The sequence below is a fragment of the Frankia sp. Allo2 genome (assembly GCF_000733325.1).
GTDB classification, from domain to species: Bacteria; Actinomycetota; Actinomycetes; order Frankiales; family Frankiaceae; genus Frankia; species Frankia casuarinae.
In genome coordinates, this window is sequence record NZ_JPHT01000026.1 from 43,807 (window position 1) to 64,469 (window position 20,663).

The 20,663-nt window shown below is 68.4% G+C and carries 17 protein-coding genes; 11 read left to right on the forward strand and 6 right to left on the reverse strand.

Annotation, left to right across the window (positions count from 1 at the left end; translation table 11 throughout):
• Positions 1–870: 870 nt before the first annotated feature.
• The 3 genes from ALLO2_RS16545 to ALLO2_RS16555 all read right to left on the reverse strand — a co-directional run bounded on the left by ALLO2_RS16545 (position 871) and on the right by ALLO2_RS16555 (position 4,130).
• Positions 871–2,307 carry an ATP-binding protein gene (locus ALLO2_RS16545; protein ID WP_011437680.1) on the reverse strand — a complete coding sequence of 479 codons (1,437 nt, stop codon included), beginning with the start codon at positions 2,305–2,307 and terminating at the stop codon, positions 871–873.
• Between the two features lie 522 nt (positions 2,308–2,829).
• Positions 2,830–3,738 carry an NAD(P)-dependent oxidoreductase gene (locus ALLO2_RS16550; protein ID WP_023840417.1) on the reverse strand — a complete coding sequence of 303 codons (909 nt, stop codon included), beginning with the start codon at positions 3,736–3,738 and terminating at the stop codon, positions 2,830–2,832.
• Positions 3,735–4,130: an NAD(P)-binding domain-containing protein gene (locus ALLO2_RS16555; RefSeq protein WP_023840418.1), complete on the reverse strand. Its 396-nt coding sequence runs from the start codon at positions 4,128–4,130 to the stop codon at positions 3,735–3,737. The genes ALLO2_RS16550 and ALLO2_RS16555 overlap by 4 nt, the downstream gene beginning before the upstream one ends.
• A 143-nt stretch (positions 4,131–4,273) precedes the next feature.
• Between ALLO2_RS16555 and ALLO2_RS16560 the strand changes: the two genes are divergently transcribed.
• Positions 4,274–4,633, forward strand: coding sequence for a helix-turn-helix domain-containing protein (locus ALLO2_RS16560; RefSeq protein WP_023840419.1), 360 nt, complete (start codon positions 4,274–4,276; stop codon positions 4,631–4,633).
• A 388-nt stretch (positions 4,634–5,021) separates the two neighbouring features.
• Here ALLO2_RS16560 and ALLO2_RS16565 read toward each other — a convergent pair whose 3' ends face one another.
• Positions 5,022–5,429 carry a type II toxin-antitoxin system VapC family toxin gene (locus tag ALLO2_RS16565; RefSeq protein ID WP_011437676.1) on the reverse strand — a complete coding sequence of 136 codons (408 nt, stop codon included), beginning with the start codon at positions 5,427–5,429 and terminating at the stop codon, positions 5,022–5,024.
• Positions 5,426–5,662 (reverse strand): AbrB/MazE/SpoVT family DNA-binding domain-containing protein, encoded by a 237-nt coding sequence (locus tag ALLO2_RS16570; RefSeq protein ID WP_035733247.1) that lies wholly within the window; start codon positions 5,660–5,662, stop codon positions 5,426–5,428. Before ALLO2_RS16570 ends, ALLO2_RS16565 begins: the two co-directional genes overlap by 4 nt.
• Before the next feature lie 1,052 nt (positions 5,663–6,714).
• Between ALLO2_RS16570 and ALLO2_RS16575 the strand changes: the two genes are divergently transcribed.
• The 7 genes from ALLO2_RS16575 (at position 6,715) to ALLO2_RS16600 (ending at position 14,634) form a co-directional block, all read left to right on the forward strand.
• Positions 6,715–7,566, forward strand: a complete 852-nt coding sequence (locus tag ALLO2_RS16575) for a DUF72 domain-containing protein (RefSeq protein WP_035733250.1) — start codon at positions 6,715–6,717, stop codon at positions 7,564–7,566.
• Positions 7,567–7,662: 96 nt separating this feature from the next.
• Entirely contained in the window at positions 7,663–8,427 is a 765-nt protein-coding gene (locus tag ALLO2_RS16580) for a response regulator (RefSeq protein ID WP_035733253.1), read from the forward strand.
• A gap of 486 nt (positions 8,428–8,913) precedes the next feature.
• Positions 8,914–9,003, forward strand: coding sequence for a K(+)-transporting ATPase subunit F (kdpF, locus tag ALLO2_RS23475; RefSeq protein WP_023840421.1), 90 nt, complete (start codon positions 8,914–8,916; stop codon positions 9,001–9,003).
• On the forward strand, positions 9,004–10,665 hold the full coding sequence (gene kdpA, locus ALLO2_RS16585) for a potassium-transporting ATPase subunit KdpA (RefSeq protein WP_011437671.1): 1,662 nt from the start codon (positions 9,004–9,006) through the stop codon (positions 10,663–10,665).
• Positions 10,666–12,828, forward strand: a complete 2,163-nt coding sequence (gene kdpB, locus ALLO2_RS16590; protein ID WP_035733256.1) for a potassium-transporting ATPase subunit KdpB — start codon at positions 10,666–10,668, stop codon at positions 12,826–12,828. It begins immediately after the preceding gene.
• Positions 12,829–12,830: 2 nt separating this feature from the next.
• Entirely contained in the window at positions 12,831–13,727 is an 897-nt protein-coding gene (locus ALLO2_RS16595; protein WP_198031028.1) for a potassium-transporting ATPase subunit C, read from the forward strand.
• A gap of 208 nt (positions 13,728–13,935) precedes the next feature.
• Positions 13,936–14,634 (forward strand): response regulator, encoded by a 699-nt coding sequence (locus tag ALLO2_RS16600; RefSeq protein WP_011437668.1) that lies wholly within the window; start codon positions 13,936–13,938, stop codon positions 14,632–14,634.
• Between the two features lie 86 nt (positions 14,635–14,720).
• Here the strand turns inward: ALLO2_RS16600 and ALLO2_RS16605 are convergent, their stop codons facing one another.
• On the reverse strand, positions 14,721–17,285 hold the full coding sequence (locus ALLO2_RS16605; RefSeq protein ID WP_035733262.1) for an ATP-binding protein: 2,565 nt from the start codon (positions 17,283–17,285) through the stop codon (positions 14,721–14,723).
• A 563-nt stretch (positions 17,286–17,848) separates the two neighbouring features.
• On the opposite strand from ALLO2_RS16605, the gene ALLO2_RS16610 reads away from it, so the two are divergent.
• From ALLO2_RS16610 to ALLO2_RS16620, 3 genes are read left to right on the forward strand one after another with little or no spacing between them, the layout of a single operon-like run.
• A complete protein-coding gene (locus tag ALLO2_RS16610) occupies positions 17,849–19,471 on the forward strand; it encodes an AMP-binding protein (RefSeq protein ID WP_023840423.1) in 1,623 nt (540 codons plus the stop codon).
• Complete coding sequence (locus ALLO2_RS16615) at positions 19,468–19,707, forward strand: acyl carrier protein (RefSeq protein WP_011437665.1); 240 nt, start codon at positions 19,468–19,470, stop codon at positions 19,705–19,707. Before ALLO2_RS16610 ends, ALLO2_RS16615 begins: the two co-directional genes overlap by 4 nt.
• Positions 19,704–20,645 (forward strand): transglutaminase domain-containing protein, encoded by a 942-nt coding sequence (locus ALLO2_RS16620; protein ID WP_035733265.1) that lies wholly within the window; start codon positions 19,704–19,706, stop codon positions 20,643–20,645. Before ALLO2_RS16615 ends, ALLO2_RS16620 begins: the two co-directional genes overlap by 4 nt.
• The last annotated feature ends 18 nt before the right edge of the window (positions 20,646–20,663 follow it).

Genomic DNA, 20,663 nt, shown 5'->3' on the forward strand with positions numbered 1-20,663 from the left:
GCGACCGCGTCGAAGCCGCAGCCGCCGTCGGGGCGCCCCTCCGCGGCAGGGCCGTGCCCCGGACCGGCCACGGCCGCGCCGGTCTGTGACCACCGCTGGGTGGTGTGATCTCCTCGACAGGATTGCAACCAGACGGATCTCTGTACAGAGGAGTATTCGACGTTCACGGTCGCGCGTGACGTGCGTCGATGCAGCTCAGCACACCGCATAGCCGGATAGTCCTCATAATCCTCCGGTCGTGGGTTCGAGCCCCACCAATTTTTTGATCATTCCTCCGACCTGGGTGGATGCGGTTTACGATCTATCCCTTTGAGATCCAGGGCTGTGGAACGATCCTGGTCAGGACCTCGACAGGTGGTCCGAGCCCCGCCTGGACGACCAAACCCGCAGGTAGATGCCCAGATCTAGGGCCGCCGGGGCTTCTGTCGAGCAAGGTCATCCCGCGCCGCCGCGCCCGCACTCGAGACCGGGAAGTGGATCCCTCCGTCAAGGTCACCCGCCGTCCAAGGTCGGCGCGGGGATCACGGAGCGTGCCCGTGCAGGGTCGTCAGATGCCTGCGGCAGGCCATGAACCCACTCATCCTCTGATGACTCTGCGTGTACATCGGCGTCCACGAGTTCCGTCGCTGTGGCTCGACTGATCGCGCGGCCACACCACGCGGAGTGCAGGCCGTTTCGCCCCATGCGTGGCTTTCGGGGCACATCAAAGGACCACGCATGGGGCGCCGATGCTTCTCACCGTGACCAGCGGCGGTGACGTGATTCATCTGGCTCGCGCGGTGGACTCGGCGTCATCTGGCCGGGNGGAACATGGGGATGGGCCAGGCATGGTCCAGGGCGTGTAGTGGTTGGCGGGTAAGGATCGATCGGCTATGAGTCCGTCCGCTGGTAGGTGGTGGCCCTGCCTCTGCCGCCGAGTTGAAGGATCAGCCCGCGGCCGCGCAGGTTTCGCAGGGCCTTGCGGATGTTCGGAGCGGACAGCCCGAGCTCTTCGGCGAGGTCGCTGACTGTTCGTCCCTGACGGGTCAGGGCCTGGTAGACGCGACGCTCCGTGGCGCCCAGCGGGGGCTCGGCGGTTGCCACGGGCGTGGCGGTCGCGAACTGGTGGAGGATGACGGTGAACCGGATGCCGCTGTCCACGTAGTGGGCTGACGGCAGGCCACAGTCGGCGAGAGCCTCGGTGACGGTGGGAATCCCGCTGGCGAGGGCTTCGATAACCCGAGCTCCGGTCTGCGCAGAGCGGACGTGCTGGCAGATCGCGACCAGGCTGGCGTTGCGGGCGGAGGTCACCGCGTCGCGTCCGAGCCGGTCGACGGTGATGCCGTACAGGCCGCCGGGATTGGTCACTACCAGGCGGTCCCGCAGAAGCCGCACTTCGACGGCCAGCCCGGCGGACCAGTGATCGAGGTCGCGGTGGATCAGCGCGTTGGCGACCAGCTCACGGAAGGCGACGAGTGGGTAGATCGGACGGTCACGAACGCTGCCGTCCATCTCGGCGACGATGGCGGTGTCGAAGGTATGTCGGGCCCAGAGCAGCGCCGCGTCGAGCATCCGCGGGACCGGTCCGCTGATGGTGACCTGGTTGCGGGCCCGCGTTGCGGCGGAGCCGGTGGGCAAGGGCTGCGCGGCGGCTTGGATGACGTAGCGAGGGAACCACTGTTGGGGATGGACCCCGAGAGCGAGCAGTCCCGCGACAGTTGGCTGCCCGCCATCCATCGTGACCCCAGCCCGGCGTAGGAGCTCGGTGTCGTCGGGAAAACGGCCGAGCCCGGCCGGGTCGCGTTCGCGGACAGCGAGTAGAAAAGCATCGACGAGTTCGGTGTCCAGCTCGTCGATGGTGGCGTCCTCGACAGGTGAACGGTCGAACAGCGGTGGCTGGCGAGCGGCCAGGAACCCCTGTTCCTCCACGTCAGACAGGGCGTAGTCGCCGTCGTAGCCACGTAGGTACGCCCTGCCGGTCGCGGTGACGCGACAGGGCTTGGTCGACCGGTCGCACTCCTGGACCTGCGCAACCACGACCGCGGCCCCGTCAACCTCCCCGTCTTCGATCGTGAGACGGACCGGCGGTGTGAATGCCCGGGCCCTGGCAGCCAGGCCCTGCTTGAGTACCTGCGGGTCGCTGAGCTCGACGGGGCGGAACCCGGCCCGCTCGTCGAGTCCCAGGATGATGGTCCCGCCCCCGGGCTGATTCGCCAGCGCGCTCAGCGTAGAGGTCAACGAGGCGGGTAACCCGCCGGCGGCAGACTTGACCTCCACCTCGGTGGTGTCGCCTCCCGCCGCGCGCAGGAAGGCGATCGTCTGGCTCACGTCACGTGGCACACCCAAATGTAACCACGACGGAGTTACATTTGGCGTGTGGCGGTTACATTTGGCGGTTGTGGCTCGCGCCCCAAGATCGGAGAACATGGAAGATCGACGGCGGGACGGTCGACACTGGCTGCGAGGGGTACCGACCGGCCGCCCTCCCCTCGATCGCAGGAAGGTCGACGCGACCACGACGCCCAGCGGTCACGATCATCGGGCGGTCTGGAAACGGGCGGCCTGGAAACGGGCGGAACCGCCCGGCGTAGACGAGGAAGAGCTTGTCCGGGATCCGGGCCGGTGGGAGCCGCACGCCCCTTGCCGGATTGCGGATGATCCGGGTACGTCGGGCGGCCGGTTGACTCCACGACTCGTGACGCTATCCGATCATCACCCACCGGCCCGCGAACGCCACACGATCACCAAACAAGATCTACAAGGCCGCCGCGCAACCGACGTGAACAGCTACCCTGTGCCAGGTACGCAGCTTGCGTGGCCCGGTGGTAGGACCGTGGTTCTGGTCGTTCCTCAGTCGCAGCCTTTGAGCATCTCGTAGAGAACGGTCCAGTTCTCGGTGCCGCGGCCCGCGGTGACGGCCTGGTCGTAGTGCGCCTTGACGGCTTTGGGCAGCTGTGTGTCGATGCCGGCCTTCTCACTCGTCCACACGATGTGGTTCGCTGTGGCGCCCATCATCCGTGCCGTGCTGAGGTCGCCGGGGTGTTCGCCGGCCTCCAGGCGCCGGGCCAGGTCCCATCCGTCTCCGATCATCGTCGGGATGTCGGTGAGGGTGTTCAGCGCGCCGGGTAGGAAGTCGGCGGCCGGGACACCGGCGGCGGTGACGAGCGCGGTGGCGTGGAGCAGGCTTGACAGGGCGGTGAGGAAGACGTCGAGGTGCGCCTGGTAAAAGAGCTGGGCCAGGCCTGGGTCCTCCCCGAGGTACCGGGGCTCGCCGATCAGTCTGAGCGTCGGTTCGTGTATGTCGAATACCGCGCGGGGCCCGCTGTAGAACACATGTGCCCCTGGACCGCCGACGGCGGGAGCGGGCACCATGACGCCTCCTGTCACGAAGCTCGCTCCGTGTCTGGCCGCCCATCCCGCCGCATCCCGGGAGGCATCGGGGGTGTCCGAACTGAGGTTGACCAGGACCTTGCCGGCAAGGACAGCGGAGGGTCGCGAACTTTCGGCGACCGGGTCGAGGATGTCGTACATCGCCTGGTAGTCGGTGAGGCTGAGGATGGTCAGCTCGCTGGCGGCGACCGCGGCTGTCGCTGTGGGTGCCAGCGTGGCGCCCCTGACGATGAGGTCGTCGGCGCGCCCCTCGGTGCGGTTCCACACTGTCACCGGATGGCCGGACCGCAACAGGGACGCGGCCATTGCCCGACCCATCGGGCCAAGGCCGACGACCGTCACAGGAGACGGACCGCCCTCGCCGCTCATCGGGAGCTCCTGAGCTCTTCGAAGATGCGGGCGGTGCCCTGCTGGCCGTATCCGGCGGTGATCTGCCGGCGCACGATGTCGTGGACGGGCCGCAGCATCTCGACATTGACGCCCTGGTCCAGGCTGGCCGTCACCAGCGATTCCAGCGCGGCTTCGGTGAACTCGACCACAGAGTGCACCGACCGATGGTCAAGCAGGCAGGCGACGACCACCCCGCCGCCGATGATCGCCTCCTCGACGGTCTCGGCGACGGTGGCGCCACGATCGCCGAGAGCCCGTGCTCTGCCTGGAGTGCGGTTCCACACCACGGTTGGTCGGCCGGCGTCGAGGGTCGCGGCGGCGAGCGCGCTGCCCATCGCGCCCAAGCCCAGGAAGGTCGTACAGGTCGTCATGGATTGCCCTCGCTCCGCTCGGTGGTCTGACTGGCGTGCCGTCCCGACTCTCCGCCCGAACCTTCCCCGCCGGCAAGTACCTACAATTTTGTTCAATACTTACCAGGAAGTAAGTGGCCAGCTGAGGCGAGGTTGAGGGTCTGATGGCGACGAGCGCGAGGCGCGGTCCCTACGTCTGCGGCATAGACGCCGGTATGGACGTGGTGTCAGGGAAGTGGAAGTCGCTGATCCTCTGGGAGCTGAACAACCACGGAACCCGGCGGTTCGGAGAGCTGCGGCGCGGCCTTCCCGGTGTCAGCGAGAAGATGCTCATCCAGCACCTGCGCGAGATGGAGGAGGACGGCCTGGTCCACCGCGAGGTGTATCGCCAGGTCCCGCCCCGGGTCGAGTACTCCCTCACCGAGCATGGCATCTCACTCAACGAGGCCCTCCGCCCGCTAGGCGAATGGGGGAAACGACGTTGCGAGCGCCTCGCCGTCGAGGACGCGCTCGAATCCGCGTAACCGGCCGCGCCTCGATCCCCACGATCATGGTGACGAGGCGGACCGGAGCCGCCGGAACCACCAGGTTTGCGGAACGCACGTTCGACTCGGATACGGATGGTGCCGGCTGGGCGGTCATCGGGCACCGCCGCTGGTCGGCGCCCGGGTCCCGACGGGCGAATGATGATTTCAGGACCCATCTGGGCGGCGTCCCTGCTGACCCCGCGGACCGCTCCGGTCGTGTCGCTGTCGCCATGGGTGTAGAGGGTGTATGGACGGCCGATCGTAGCTTCCAAGATCGGATATTGGACGACGTCGCGGAACTACCGGAAAGTCGGATGCATCAATTGATTACGCGGCGCGTCCGTGAGGATCGGGAAGTGAAACGTACTCGGAGTCGTGAGCCACCTCAAGCGACAACAATGACCTTGACTCCAAGCGCGTCATAGGTCCCGCGTGCGCGAGCATCCCTCGTCGCGAGGGCCAGGCCGTGCTCCTTGGCAGCCAAAGCCACCAGCCCATCGTAGACGGCGCCCCCAACAATACCGACGCGACTCAACGTCGCGTGAACCTTCCGCGCATGCGGTCCGCTCAACGTTAACGGTGCAGTGAAGCGCACGTCGAGCAGACGCGCGGCGTCCGGCCCGGACAGTCTCGCGTCGCCGGGCATTCTGGTGAGTACCGAATAGGTCTCCACCAGCGCATACCCACTCAGCGCAAGCTCCCGCCCGCCCCACCATTGCACCACATCCGCGTGGTGCGTGTGCGAACGTACCAGGAGCGGAACCGCGACACTCGTGTCGACCGCAATGGTCACCTGCGGCCTGCGTCAATGAGGCCGAACAGGATGTCGTCGTCGACGGGCGTATCGCCGGCTGACACGAGCACACCATCCTCCTCGACGAGGCGCGCGGTCCTGCCGGCAGGCACGATCTGGACACCGGCGCCATAGGGCGAGATGTCCACCTTCGTTCCCGGGAACAGGCCCAGCGCCTCGCGGAGGAGCTTGGGCAACACGATCCGGCCCGCCTGATCGACAACGGCTTCCATGGGAAAACGATACCATTGTGATCCCATCGCCGGAGGCCTCGCCAGCCAGGGCGCGATGTTCCTCCGGGTCTGGAACCTCGCCCCCCACAAGGCCGGGCGAGATGATCGCGACTCCGGCGTCCGCATCCCCGCGTCGGTGGATGCGGCGGATCATTGTCGTGCGGTCGGCAAGAAGCGTGACATGAGCGGCGCGGTGTCCGGCGATGCGGTGTCCGGCGGCGCGGTGTCCGGCGGCGCGGTGTCCGGCGGCGCGGGTCGAGGCCGTCAGCTCGGCGAGCAGGTCGGAATCGAGGATGGTCATCGGCGCGATCACCGGGTCCTCGGGACCCTGGAGAGCAAGACGGAGCATCTCGCTGACCGCCTGGCGCCACAGGGGGACGTCGCGGAAGTCCCGCCGAAGAATAGTCAGGTTCAGCCAGACCAGCATCGCCCAGCACCCACACACCACGATCGAGGCCCGCGGTTGACGAACGGCCCCCGGGTCCGACCAGTCTGTGTGGCCCTCATGCGGTGGCGGTCTCCACGCACCGCCGCACGAACAGGCCGCCGTTCCCCAAGGCCGCCGATCCCCAAGACGTCGTCGAGCAGTCGCCGCATACGCTCGGTCTCTCGTCGGCGGTGCAACCGCGGATGTCAGCGGATGTCATCCGAAGCCGCCGTTGCCCAGTACCTCGGCGAACCGTCTCCGGTCAGGGCGTTTGAGGCGGGNCGGNGNTGGTGCCGACGCCTGGACCCGGTCACAGGAAAGCTGTCGCGCTCGGAGAAGCCCAGCAGCCCGGCGGTATCAGTTCTCTCGTCCAAGTTGCCGGATCCGTGGCTGCGGGCCCTCCAGCTCCGGAGCTTGAAGGGCTCCAGATCCGTAGGTCAACTAGACTTCGCCAGTACGGAAAGGATAGTGGATCGCTGGAGCGCGGGCTGTCGGCCCGCGGCGCACCGGACGCCGGGGGCGGACTCGACGCCCGGACTACAGTACCTGTGGCACGGTCGCGACTTGGCGGGCGAACTCGGTTCCGGCTGCCTCGGGAGCAGTTTGTTCATGGAGGGCTTGGGTCATGCGTCTTCATGTGGGGTGCGCGATGTGGGCTCACAAGTCATGGCAAGGGCGCTTTCTGGCGCATCCGCTCCCGCCTCACGAACGCCTGCGAAACTACGCCAGCTGGTGCAACGCGGTCGAAGGGAATGCAACGTTCTATGCGACTCCGGCCAGGAGCGCCGTGGCCTCGTGGGCGCAGCAGACCGACGCCGACTTCCGATTCGTGATCAAGCTGCCAAAAACCATCACGCACGAACGCCGCCTGACGGGCGTCGACGAAGCGTTACACGCCTTCCTGGAAGCGATCGAGCCACTCGGCCCACGGGCCCATGCCCTCTGGATACAGCTACCAGGATCGTTCACCCCGGCCGACGTCCCCGTGCTTGCCCGCTTTCTGCGCCGGCTCACCAGGTCCCACCGGTACGCTGTGGAGGTCCGCCACCCCGCATTCTTCAACGACCCTCGCGCAGCGCGACTTCTCGAAGGAGTCCTTGCCGCCGCGACCGCCGAATGGATTCCATTCGACACCACCACATTCTTTCAAAGCCCGCCAGGCAGCGATGCCGAACGAGAAGCCTGGACCAGGAAACCGCGCGTGCCGCTCCGATCGCTCGCGTTGACCGACCGGCCGATCGTCCGCTACCTCGGCCGCGACGCCTCCACGCAGACGATCAAAGGCTGGCAGCGTTGGATTGACACTGCCATCGAGTGGCTGCGCGAGGGTCGATCACCCACCGTGTTTNTTCACACCCCGGACAACGCCGACGCGCTACTACTCGCCCGCTGCTTCCACGATGACGTACGGGTACGGGTGCCTGAGCTCGATGCACTGCCTCAGCCGATACCGACCGAGCCCCTGACCCTCTTCTGATCCGGACGGGCGAAGGCGCAGGGGGCGAGGATGAGGGATGATGCCAGGGTAGGAGGCGCCGCCGGTCCGGAGGTGGCTGGAGGGGACGGGGCGGATATGACCCGTCTTCTGTTCGTGGAGGACGAACCGCAGCTGCTGCGGGCCATGCGAATCACCCTGCGCGCTCGGGGGTTCGAGGTACGCACAGCGCTGGACGGCCGGCACGCGCTGTCGGAGGCGGCGTCGTGCCCACCCGACCTGGTCATTCTGGATCTTGGCTTGCCCGACATGGACGGCGTTGAGGTCATCCAGGGGCTACGGGCTTGGACCGGGGTTCCCATCATCGTGTTGTCCGGTCGCGCCTCGGGCCACGACAAGGTGGCCGCGCTCGACGCCGGCGCCGACGACTACGTCACGAAGCCGTTCTCGATCGACGAGTTGCTGGCCCGGGTCCGGGCCGTGACCCGCCGCGCCACCAGCGCGGAATCGGTGACCGTTGTCGACCTCGGCCGGTACCGGATCGACCTCGGCGAAAAGCGAATCAGCTCACGAGACAGCGCCGACGCCGACGCCGACGCCGACGCCGACGCCGACGCGGGCAGCGGTCATGAGGATCCATCCGCGACCGGTGGAGAGGACAAGCCGGACGGTCCACGCCTCACCCCGACGGAATGGCGGCTGCTGGAAGCACTGGTACGCCACCCCGGCAAGCTCGTCAGCCATCAGCAGCTGATCAGCCAGGTCTGGGGTCCCGGCGTGGCGGACGACAGCTCCTCGCTCCGCCTCTACATCAACAAACTGCGTCGCAAACTCGAACCCGACCCGACCCGACCCCGCTACCTGACCACCGAACCGGGCCTGGGCTACCGCTACCAGCCGTAACCACCACGCCTCATTGGCACTCACGGTGGCGTCCGGACACCCCGGCGTCCGGACACCCCGGCGTCTGGACACCCTTCGCGGGGATCACCTGGACAGGGCGGGGCGGACCGGCCTGGTCCCCGCCCGGGCGGCTGTCCGTGGACCACCGAGAGGTGTTCTGCGTCTCATCCGGGTTGTGCACACCGAGTTTTACGCGGGTGCGGATCTCGTCCGGGTCGGATGCCGTGTGAGCGCCGTGTTGAATTTTCGGGATTGGGCGTCATTGGACCGTTAGCTTCGCTGGTCCGCTGGCGGCAAGGGCTCGATACTGGCACCTGCCATCAGGCCAGGACACCGGCCAAGGCGGCGACATTTGTTCCGATCTCATCCAGATCCGATCTCATCCAAAGTAGAAGGCAGGAGTTCCGTGCGTGACGTTGTCTTCGTACTGCTGACCCTTGCGGTGTTCGCGGTACTCGGGCTAACCCTCAAGGCGGTGGAGAAGCTGTGAGCGTGGAGAACATCGCCGGCCTGATCCTTGCCGTAGCTCTCACGATCTTCCTCGTGGCGGCTCTGCTGTCCCCGGAGCGGTTCTAGATGGGCACGAACGCCGCAGGCGTCATCTTCATCGTCTCGATGGTGCTGGCTCTTGCCCTGACTTACCGGCCATTTGGCGACTATATGGCCCGGGTGTATATGAGCGGGAAGCACCTGCGGGTGGAACGCGGTATCTACCGGCTGGTCGGGGTGGATCCGGACGCCGAGCAGCGCTGGTCGGTGTATGCACGCAGCGTGCTGGCGTTCTCGCTCGTATCGGTGCTGTTCCTGTACCTGTTCCAGCGGGTGCAGAACCACCTGTGGCTGGCGCTGGGCCTGCCGGCGGTCAAGCCGGACCTGGCGTGGAACACGGCGGTCAGTTTCACCACGAACACGAACTGGCAGGCCTATTCGGGTGAGTCGACGATGGGCCATCTGGTCCAGATGTCCGGTCTGGCGGTGCAGAACTTCGTGTCCGCCGCGGTAGGCATCGCGGTGGCGATCGCGGTGGTGCGCGGCTTCGCCCGGAAGAAGACCGACCAGCTGGGAAACTTCTGGGTGGACCTGGTCCGCACCGTCGTGCGGATCCTGCTGCCGGTCTGCGCGCTCGCGGCGATCGTGCTGATCGTCGGCGGCGCGATCCAGAACTTCCACGGGAACACCACGGTCCCCACCCTGGCCGGGGGGGAGCAGGCGGTCACCGGGGGTCCGGTCGCCAGCCAGGAGGCCATCAAGGACTTCGGCACCAACGGCGGCGGCTTCTACAACGCCAACTCCTCGCATCCCTTCGAGAACCCGACCTCCTGGACGAACTGGTTCGAGATCTACCTGCTGCTGTCGATCGGGTTCGCGTTGCCGCGGACGTTCGGCAAGATGGTCGGCAGCACCCGGCAGGGGCTGGCGATCGTCGCGGTGATGGCGGTGCTGGCGCTGGGCAGTCTGGGAGCCAACGAGGTGTTCCAGGCGATCCACCACGGCACGGTGCCGACAGCGGTCGGGGCGGCCCGCGAGGCTACGGAGACCCGGTTCGGTGTGCCGGATTCGGCGCTGTTCGCCACGGGGACGACGCTGACGTCAACCGGGTCCGTCGACTCGTTCCATGACTCGTACACCAGCCTGGGTGGCGCGACGCTGCTGTTCAACATGATGCTCGGCGAGGTCGCGCCCGGCGGCACCGGATCGGGACTCTACGGCATCCTGGTCCTTGCAGTGATCACGGTGTTCGTCGCGGGTTTGATGATCGGACGAACGCCGGAGTACCTGGGCAAGAAGATCGGTAGTCGAGAGATCAAGTTCGCCTCGCTGTATTTCCTCACGATGCCGGTCATCGTGCTGGTCGGCACCGGCCTGGCGATGGCGCTGCCGGGGGAACGGGCGGGGATGCTCAACAGCGGGCCGCACGGCCTGTCCGAGGTGCTCTACGCCTTCACCTCGGCGGCGAACAACAACGGCTCGGCGTTCGCCGGCATCACGGTGAACACCGACTGGTACAACACCGCGCTCGGCCTCGCGATGGCGTTCGGGCGGTTCCTGCCGATGGTCTTCGTGTTGGGGCTGGCCGGATCGTTGGCGAAACAGCAGCCGGTGCCGGAAACCGCGGGAACACTACCGACGCATCGCCCGCAGTTCGTCGGCATGCTAACCGGCGTTACCGTGATCATCGTCGCTCTGACCTTCTTCCCGGCGCTCGCGCTCGGGCCGCTTGCGGAGGGTTTGCACTAGATGNCCACCTCGACCATTGCGGGTACGCCGGTTCCGGCGCCCGCGCCGACCCCGCCGCCGGCTCCCCGGCGAGTGCAGGGGGGGCTGCTCGACCCGACGATGCTCCTGCGGTCGACGCCGGGCGCGCTGCGCAAGCTCGACCCGCGCACGCTGTGGCGCAACCCGGTGATGTTCATCGTGGAGATCGGCGCGGTGTTCACCACCGTCCTGGCGATTCGGGACGAGACCGCGTTCAGCTGGCTGATCACGGTCTGGCTCTGGCTGACCGTGCTGTTCGCCAACCTCGCCGAAGCGGTTGCGGAGGGCCGCGGCAGGGCCCAGGCGGACGCGCTACGCCGCACCAAGACTGACACGATCGCCCACCGGCTGCGCGACGACGGCCGGCTTGAGGAGGTGCCCGCGCCGCGGCTGCGGCAGGGCGACACCGTCGTCGTCGAGGCCGGTCAGTTCATCCCCGGGGACGGCGACGTCATCGAGGGGATTGCCAGCGTTGACGAGTCGGCCATCACCGGTGAGTCCGCGCCGGTGATCCGGGAGTCCGGCGGTGATCGCAGTTCGGTGACCGGCGGCACCCGGGTGCTGTCGGACCGGATCGTCGTGCGGATCACTCAGAAACCGGGCGAGAGCTTCATCGACCGGATGATTGCGCTGGTGGAGGGGGCGAATCGGCAGAAGACCCCGAACGAGATCGCGCTGAACATCCTGCTGGCCGCCCTGACGCTCACCTTTCTGCTCGCTGTCGCGACCCTGCAGCCGTTGGCGATCTTCTCGAAGGCGCAGCTGCCGGGCGTGCCGGACACCGGTGCGCTGAACGGCGACGGCCTGTCCGGGATCGTGATGGTGTCACTGCTGGTCTGCCTGATTCCGACGACAATCGGCGCGTTGCTGTCCGCGATCGGCATCGCCGGCATGGACCGGCTGGTCCAACGCAACGTGCTGGCCATGTCCGGCCGGGCCGTCGAGGCCGCCGGCGATGTCAATACCCTCCTGCTCGACAAGACCGGGACGATCACCATTGGCAACCGGGAGGCACGGGCCTTCGTCCCGGTCGGCGGCACATCGGAGAATGACCTGGCCAGCGCGGCCCAGCTGTCCTCGCTCGCGGACGAGACCCCCGAGGGCCGCTCCATCGTCGTGCACGCGAAGAACACCTACGGCCTGCGGGAGCGCGGTCCCGGCGAGCTCAGCCACGCCCGGTTCGTGGCGTTCACCGCCCAGACCCGGATGTCCGGGGTCGACCTCGATGCGATCGACGGGGGGGCGAACCGGCAGGTGCGCAAGGGAGCGGCCAGCGCGGTGATCACCTGGGTGCGCGATCTTGGTGGCGCCGTGCCCGCGGAGACCGGGGAGATCGTGGACGGCATCTCCGCTTCCGGTGGCACCCCGCTGGTCGTCGCCGAGGCCACCGATGGCGGCCTGGCCCGCGTCCTGGGCGTGATCCAGCTCAAGGACGTCGTCAAGCAGGGCATGCGTGAGCGGTTCGACGAGATGCGCCGGATGGGCATCCGCACCATTATGATCACCGGTGACAATCCGCTGACCGCCCGGTCGATCGCCGAGGAGGCGGGCGTCGACGACTTCCTCGCCGAGGCCACGCCCGAAGACAAGATGGCCCTGATCAAACGAGAGCAGGCCGGCGGCAAGCTCGTCGCAATGACCGGCGACGGCACCAACGACGCCCCTGCGCTCGCCCAGGCCGATGTCGGCGTGGCGATGAACACCGGCACGTCGGCCGCCAAGGAGGCCGGCAACATGGTCGACCTCGACTCCAACCCGACGAAGCTGATCGAGATCGTCGAGATCGGGAAGCAGCTGCTCATCACCCGCGGGGCGCTGACCACCTTCTCGATCGCCAACGACATCGCCAAGTACTTCGCGATCATCCCGGCGATGTTCGCGGCGATCTACCCCGGGCTGGACGCGCTCAACCTCATGCGGCTGCACAGCCCGCAGTCGGCGATCCTCTCCGCCGTCATCTTCAACGCGCTCGTCATCGTCGCCCTGATCCCGCTGGCGCTGCGCGGCGTCCGTTACACCCCGTCCAGCGCGTCGGCGATGCTGCGTCGCAACCTCTACATCTACGGCGTCGGCGGTCTGATCATCCCGTTCGTCGGGATCAAACTCATCGACCTTGTCATCCAGTTCATCCCGGGAGCCCGGTAACCNTGCCTGCGACCCGACTTCCCTCCTTCGTGCGGCAGCACCTCGCCGCCTTCCGCGCACTGCTCGTGCTGACCGTGCTGACCGGCATCGCCTATCCGCTGGTCATCACGGCCATCGCGCAGCTTCCCGGGCTGAAGGATAAGGCGAACGGCTCGTTCGTCACGAACGCCAGCGGCCAGATCGTCGGCTCAGCCGAGATCGGCCAACTGTTCACCGACGACAAGGGCAACCCGATTCCCAAATACTTCCAGTCCCGCCCCTCGGCGGCCGGCGACGGGTACGACCCGACGTCGACGTCCGCGTCCAACCTCGGCCCGGAAAACATCGTCGACAGTTTCGACGACCCGGCCACCAAGGACGAGGACGAAAGCAGCCAGAGCCTGCTCACCCAGGTCTGCGCCCGCAGCAAGGCCATCGGTGACCTGGAAGGGGTCGACGGCCGGCGTCCCTTCTGCACCGCGAACGGCGTCGGCGCGGTCCTGTCGGTGTTCCGGACCGGCGGCACCACCGGACCGGTCACCCGGGTCGTCAGCATCAACGAGGAGTGCCCGGCCGCGCCCTTCGTCGCCACGTACCAAGGCGTCAAGGTCGAGTGCGCCAGGTTCGGCGAGGACTACTCGGCCGGCGTCACTGCGCNGGTCAAGGGGCCGGGTAAGGGCACGGACAACCCGGTCCCGCCGGACGCGGTCACCGCTTCCGGCAGCGGCCTCGACCCCGACATCTCCCNGGCCTACGCCTACCTGCAGGTGAACCGGGTCGCGAAGGAACGCGGTCTCGACCCGGCCACGGTCCACGCGCTGGTCCACGACCACGAAGACGGTCGGGCGCTGGGCTTCATGGGCGAACCCACGGTCAACGTCCTCACCCTGAACCTGGCCCTCGACAGGACGACCAGGTAGCTGGACTGGCCCGGGTGACGCTGGCCCGGGGGCGGTGCGCAGGACCCGTCCCGCGCACCGCCCACTGCGGCCGGGGCACTTTCCCAGACAAACTCCCGGGTCGAAGCTATGGACGGAACGCTCAGCCCCGAGGACNCCCCGGCGGAGGCCTCACGATGGTTCGCNCCCTGCCCGCCGTACCGCTCGGTTCACTGCCGGGAGACGACGCGTGACCAGCGTACTCGTGGTGGACGACGACCCACGGCTGCTCCGCGCGCTACACATCACCCTGCGCGCCCGCGGCTACCAGGTCACCGTCGCCGCGGACGGAAGCCGCGCGCTCGCCGCCGCCGCCGAACACGAACCCGATATCATCCTGCTCGACCTCGGGCTTCCCGACCTCGACGGCGTTGACGTCATCCACGCCCTGCGCGGCTGGACCGCCGCCCCGGTCATCGTGCTCTCCGGACGCGCCGGCAGCAGCGATAAGATCGCAGCGTTGGACGCCGGTGCCGACGACTACGTCACCAAGCCCTTCCGGGTCGACGAACTGCTCGCCCGGCTGCGCGCCGTCGTCCGGCGCACCCCGCCGCCCACCGAACCGCTCACCGTCGCCCTGGGCGACTATCTGATCGACCTCGACGCACGGCGCGTCACCCGCAAACCCGACAGCGCCCGCCCGGACGGCCCCGCCGAGGTCCGGCTCACCCCCACGGAATGGCACCTGCTCGACGTCCTGGTCCGCCACCCCGAAAAGCTACTGACCTACCGGGATCTGCTGCCCCGGGCCGGCGGGCCCGCACCCAAGGAGCAGAGCCACTACCTGCGCCAGTACATCGGCCGGCTGCGCCACAAACTTGAACTCAACCCGGCACAGCCCCGCCACCTCATCACCGAGCCAGGCATGGGCTACCGGTTCCAACCATGACCTTGTTATCCAGTCATGACCTTGTTGTCCAGTTATGACCTTGTTGTCAAACTATGACCTCGTTGTCTGTTGACCGTCCCGCGATCTCAGGCCGCACCGTCCGCCGGCTGGGTAGAATCGCCGACCGTCGCGACCGGCAGCGCTACCACCATGGTCAGGCCCCCGCCGGGGGTGTCCTCCGGTGTCAGGGTGCCGCCCATCGCCTCCGTCAGGCCTCGGGAGAGCGCGAGGCCCAGCCCGATGCCGCTGGCGTTGTCGGTGTCGCCCAGCCGCTGGAACGGCGTGAACGCCTGGTCACGGTCCTCCGCGGGCAGTCCAGGCCCGCGGTCGATGACCCGCAGCTGGATCCGGTCGTGCAACGCACTGGCGGTGATCAGCGGGGGCTGGCCCGGGGGNGAGTAGCGGGCCGCGTTGGACAGCAGGTTGGCGATCACCCGTTCCAGCAGCGCCGGGTCGGCGTAGGCCAGCGGAAGGTCGTCCGGGACCGTCACAGCCACGTCGCGAGCCGCCGGGCCCAGGTCGCGCAGCACGCCGGGAATCACGTCGTCGAGCCCGACCGGGGCGGGGAACACGCTCAGGCGTCCAGCCTGCAACCGGCTCATGTCGAGCAGGTTCTCCACCAGCCGGGCCAGGTGGTCCAACGCTTCCTCAGCGGTGGCGAGCAGTTCCGCCTGCTCCTCGGCGCTCCACTCGACCTCGTTGCCGCGCAGGTTCGCGACTGCCGCCGAGGCCGTGGCGAGCGGGCTGCGCAGGTCGTGGCTGACGGCAGTGAGCAGGGCGCGGCGGGNGCGGNCCGCTTCGGCGAGNGGNCCGGCTTCCGCTGCCACCTGGGCCAGCCGTCGCTGTTCGAGGGCGACCGCGGCCTGCGCGGCGAAGGCGGTGAGTACCCGGCGGTCCGCCGCGGGCAGCGGCCGGCCCCGCAGGACCAACGTCAGGTTCTCGCTGACCGGTACCTCCGTGTCGGCCTCGTCCGGCCGCAGGCATGGGTCGGGCCCGGCGCTGTCGACCACCCGCCAGCCGTGGCGGTCTGCCTTGCGGGCGCCGTTCTGACCGCCCTCGGCCGCGCGTTCGAGCAGGGCGACCGAGGTCAGCCCGAACGTCTCCCGCACCTGCGTGAGCAGCGCCGGCAGTGCCTGCTCGCCGCGCAGCACGCTCCCGGCCAGGGTCGAGAGCATCTCCGCCTCCGCGGTGGCGCGTACCGCCTGGCTGGTCCGCCGGGCGGCCAGGTCGACCACGCTGCTCACCATCACCGCAACCGCCAGGAACGCCAGGAGCGCGAGAACGTTGTTACTCTCAGCGACGATGAAGCGGTGTACTGGTTGGATGAAGTAGTAGTTCAGCAGCAGCAAGCCGCCGACCGCGGCCAGCAGTGCCGGCAGCAGGCCGCCCACCAGCGCCACAGCGACCACCACGATCAGGAACCCCAGCACGTTGCTGGTCAGGTTGAGACCGGTCCGCTGGTGCGTCAACGCAAGGGTCAGCAGCGGCAGCAGCNCGACCGCGGCCAGGACACCGGCAAGCCGCCGCCGGAGGGTCAGCCCACGGGCCCGGCGGGGCAGCAGCCGCCCCTTGCCCACCTCCTCATGGGTGACCAGGTGCACGTCGATCGGCCCGGACAGTTTCGTTGTCGTGACGCCGATACCAGGGTCGATCATGTGGGCCAGCCGGCCGCGCCGGCTCGCGCCTAGCACGAGCTGGGTCGCGTTCTCCGCTCGGGCGAATTCAAGCAGCGCGATGGGAATGTCGTCCCCGACCACCTGGTGGTAGCTGCCGCCCAGGCTCTCCACCAACACCCGCTGCCGGGCCAGGTGCGCGGGCGACGCACCGGCCAGGCCATCGGATCGGGTGACGTGGACCGCGAGCAGGTCCGCACCCTTGGCGCGATCCGCGATCCGCGCCGCCCGGCGGATCAGCGTGTCGCCCTCAGGGCCGCCGGTCAGTGCGACAACCACCCGCTCCCGCGTCTCCCAGATGCCGGAGATCTGGTGCTCGGTGCGGTAGTGATCGAGCTGTTCGTCCACCTTGTCGGCCAGCCACAGCAGCGCCAACTCCCGCAGCGCGGTCAGATTGCCGACTCGGAAGTAGTTGCCCAGCGCGGCGTCGACCTTGTCTGGGCCGTAGATGTTGCCGTGGACCATCCGCCGCCGCAGCGCCTCCGGTGTCATATCGACCAGTTCGACCTGTTCGGCGGCGCGTACCACTGCGTCCGGCACGGTCTCCCGCTGCGGGACTCCGGTGATCCTTTCCACGACGTCGTTGAGTGACTCCAGATGTTGGATGTTCAATGTCGACAGCACGTCGATGCCCGCGTTCAACAGCTCGTGGACGTCCTGCCAGCGCTTGGCGTTCCGGCACCCCGGGACGGTCGTGTGCGCCAGCTCGTCGACGAGCACCACCGCTGGCGCGCGGGCCAGGATCGCATCCACGTCCATCTCGGTAAAGGTGGCACCGCGGTAGGAGACCGTGCGGCGGGGCATGATTTCCAATCCGTCCAGCAACGCGGCGGTCCGCGGTCGCCCATGGGTCTCCACCAGCCCGACCACGACGTCCGTTCCGCGTGCCTTGCGCCGCTGAGCCTCACAGAGCATGTCGTAGGTCTTGCCCACCCCGGGCGCCGCGCCGAGGTAGATCCGCAGTCTGCCGCTCGCCATACGTCCCAGTTTCCGCGTACGAGCCGCCGCTCACGAGCCTGCGGGGCGATACGTGACCAGCTGATCGAGGCAGTCGGAGCGGGCTGCGCGATCCACACCGGCGGCAACCTCACGCTACGTGGGCCAGCCGACGCCCTCGTTCTCCGCGCGCTGGTCACGGCCACCGCCGCTGCCTGAAGATCACGTACGGCATAATGGACACCAAGGCCATCAGGCCGAGCGCGAACGGGTACCCGAACTCCCAGGGCCGCGCAGAGATCGCGCTACGTTGTGATCGGTGACGGCTTGTAGCCGTGCTGTGAGGTGGCTCGCGGCGCCCTGGGTGACGCGGCGCGAGCGAAGCGCCGCTTTCCCCACGCGTACCCGACACGGGTCGCGCGCACCAGCTCCGCACACCCAGATACCGGTTCAAGGAACACGGCAAAGATCGTCGAAATCGAACGATTGATTGAAGATTAGTAACCTTCTTGCGCTCTGACGTAACTTGTGTTTCGCTTCCATTGATTCCGTCAATCTCCCGATTTGGGGCGTTATTTCGTTTATTCGGGCAAGGGGGAGACCTGGTGAGCGCGCTCTGGGATGCGGTAGGCACCAACGCCCGCCCGAAGACGGCACTGCACCTGCCGTTCGAGGGACGATCCGTACCCGTCACGCAACTGCTGGCCGACGCCGAGCGGACGGCAACAGTGATCGCCGGCCGGCGTCGCGTCGGCATCCTGATGGCCAACGGCGAACCCTGGCTGCGCGGGCTGCTCGCGTGCTTCCGGATCGGGGCTGCCGCGGTGCCCATCGCCCTCCCCGTGGCGTTCGGGAGCAGCGAGGGCTACCAGAAGCACCTGCGCCGCGTCATCGAGGACGCCGAGCTGGAGACCCTGCTGGTGGACGGCCAGAGCGCGCACCTGCTCAGCCGGCTCGGAACGTTGCCGAACGTCCGGCTGGACGACATCACGGAGGTACCCGAGATCACGGAGGTACCCGAGCCGGCCGGGCCGGTCGGTGAGAACCCGGCCGACGAGTTCGCGGTGATCCAGTACACCTCCGGTAGCACCTCGGCGCCCAAGGGCGTCGCGCTGACCGCCGGCACCATCCTGGCCGGCCTGGCGGCCATAGCCGACGGCCTGGGCCTGACCGAGACCGACGAGATCGGCATCTGGCTGCCGCTGTTCCACGACATGGGCCTGTTCGGCATGCTCGCGCACCTGGCCAGGGGCTGCTCAGTCAACCTCTGGCGCACCACCGACTTCCTCCGGGACACCCGCGGGTGGCTGGCTGGCGCGGCGGCGTCCGGCGCCAGCGTGCTGCCCATGCCCAACTTCGCCTATCAGCGCATGGTCGACGCGGTCGAAGCCGGCGGCGCTCCCGACGGACTCGATCTGTCCGGGTGGCGGGCCGCCTGCAACGGCGCCGAGCCCGTGCGGTGGTCGACGCTGGAGGCATTCAACCGGGTGTTCGGCCCGTACGGGTTCCGGCCCGAGGCGATGCTTCCGTGCTACGGCATGGCCGAAGCCACGCTCGTCGTCAGCTGGGCGACGCCGAAGGACCTGCCGTGGCACCTCACCGTCGACCGGTTCGCCCTCGCGCCGGGCGACGAGGTCGCCCGCGTCGCCCCGGAGGCCGACAACGCCCGTGAGGTCGTCGCCTGCGGTTCGGCGGCGCCGGGCATCGCCTTCCGGATCGACGCCCCGGGTGCCGGTCAGGTCGGTGAGGTCCAGATCCGTGGCGCGGCCGTGATGGGCGGCTACCTCGGGCTGCCCGCCGACCAACAGCCCTTCACCTCCGACGGCTGGTTGCGCACCGGCGACCTCGGGTTCGAGGCCGAGGGCGAGTTGTTCCTGGTCGGCCGCCTCAAGGACATGGCAATCATCCGCGGTCAGAACTACTACGCCGAAGACGTTGAGCAGATCGCGCGCCGCGTCCAGGGTTTCGACGTCCGGGCCTGCGCCGCCCTCCAGGCCAGGGACGGCGGCTTCGAGCACCTCGCGGTCCTCGTCGAGACGCCGCTCGAGGGTGCGGAGGCCGCCGCTCTGACGAGTGCCGTCGAGGCGGCCATCTCCGCTGAGCTCGGCCCCGGGGTGGCGTTCGTGCACCCCGTGCCCGTCCGCTCCATCCCGCACACCAGCTCCGGCAAGGTTCGCCGCCAAGCCGCCAGGGACCTCTACCAGAAGACCGTGAAGGACGCCTCATGAGTATGCAGACCGTCGAGGACGCGGTGGCCACCGCCCTGGCCAACCGGCTGCAGATGGACAAGGCCGACATCGACCTGGATCTCCCCATGCACCTGCTACCGAAGATCGAGTCGGTGGTGATCCTCAGCGTGGTGGTGGATCTCGAGGACGCACTGAGTGTGGCGATTCCCGACGACGTCCCGTTCGCGGCAGTTACCGCGCGTGACCTTGCCGAGCTCATCAAGGAACTCATGTGAGACTCCGCTTCGAGCCGACCCCGCCGGACCTGGCCGTCTTCGACACCACCCTCGCCGACGCGGCCACCGTGCTGTGCACCGACGAAGCCGGGGTCGCCGCGCTCGGCCTGCGGCAGGTCGACGGCCTGCTCGACTACACCGACGTCGCCAACGCGGCGCTGCACTCGGGCACCGGCACCACGGTGCCCGAACTAGCCAGGCGGCTGCTCATGCGGTTCGTGGCGGCCGAGCCGGACAGTTGGTTCGTGCCCCTGGACTGGACGGTTGCGGTACACCGGGCACCCACCGGTGAGACCTTCCAGGTGGCGGTCCCGGAGCTCGACGCCGAGGGCGTCGAGCTCCTGGACGACCCGGCTGCCGACCTGCCGCGGCCGGTCGTCGCCGAGGGTTATCAGGTCGATCCGTACCAGGTGCGCGTCCGGCTCACCGGCGAGCGTTTCGACATCGCCGACCGCCGGATCCGCGCGGCGTTCGATGACGTCCTCGGTGCCTTCGACAGCGGCGCGGTGCGCTATCAGGCGATCGCCGAGCCGCTGCGCACCGACCACCGACGGTCCTGGGATCTGGGTGTCGCCGACTGCGTCGTGGCGGGGAGGGNCCTCNCCNACCNGCTGCGGGNCGNAGGATTCCAGGCGCGGGCCCGCCGCGGCTTCCTGCTGGGCCTCGTCGGCAACGACCACGGCTGGTGCGAGGTCCACCTCGACGGTCAGTGGCGCGCCCTGGACCCGGCGTTCGCCTACCTCGCGGCCGAGCATGGCCGGGACGGCGGGGCGGAGTTCCGGGCGGCCTGCCGTGGCAGCCGGTTCAACCGCCTGCTGCCGTGCGCCGTGGCCGAGCCGGCCGCGCTGTTCCTGCGGCCGGACGGCACGCCGCCGGCGGCGTGGGCCTTCGGGGCCGTGTCCTCACGTCTTCGGCGCGCTGTCGTCAGCCGAGCCTGAAGAGATCTGAAGAGACCT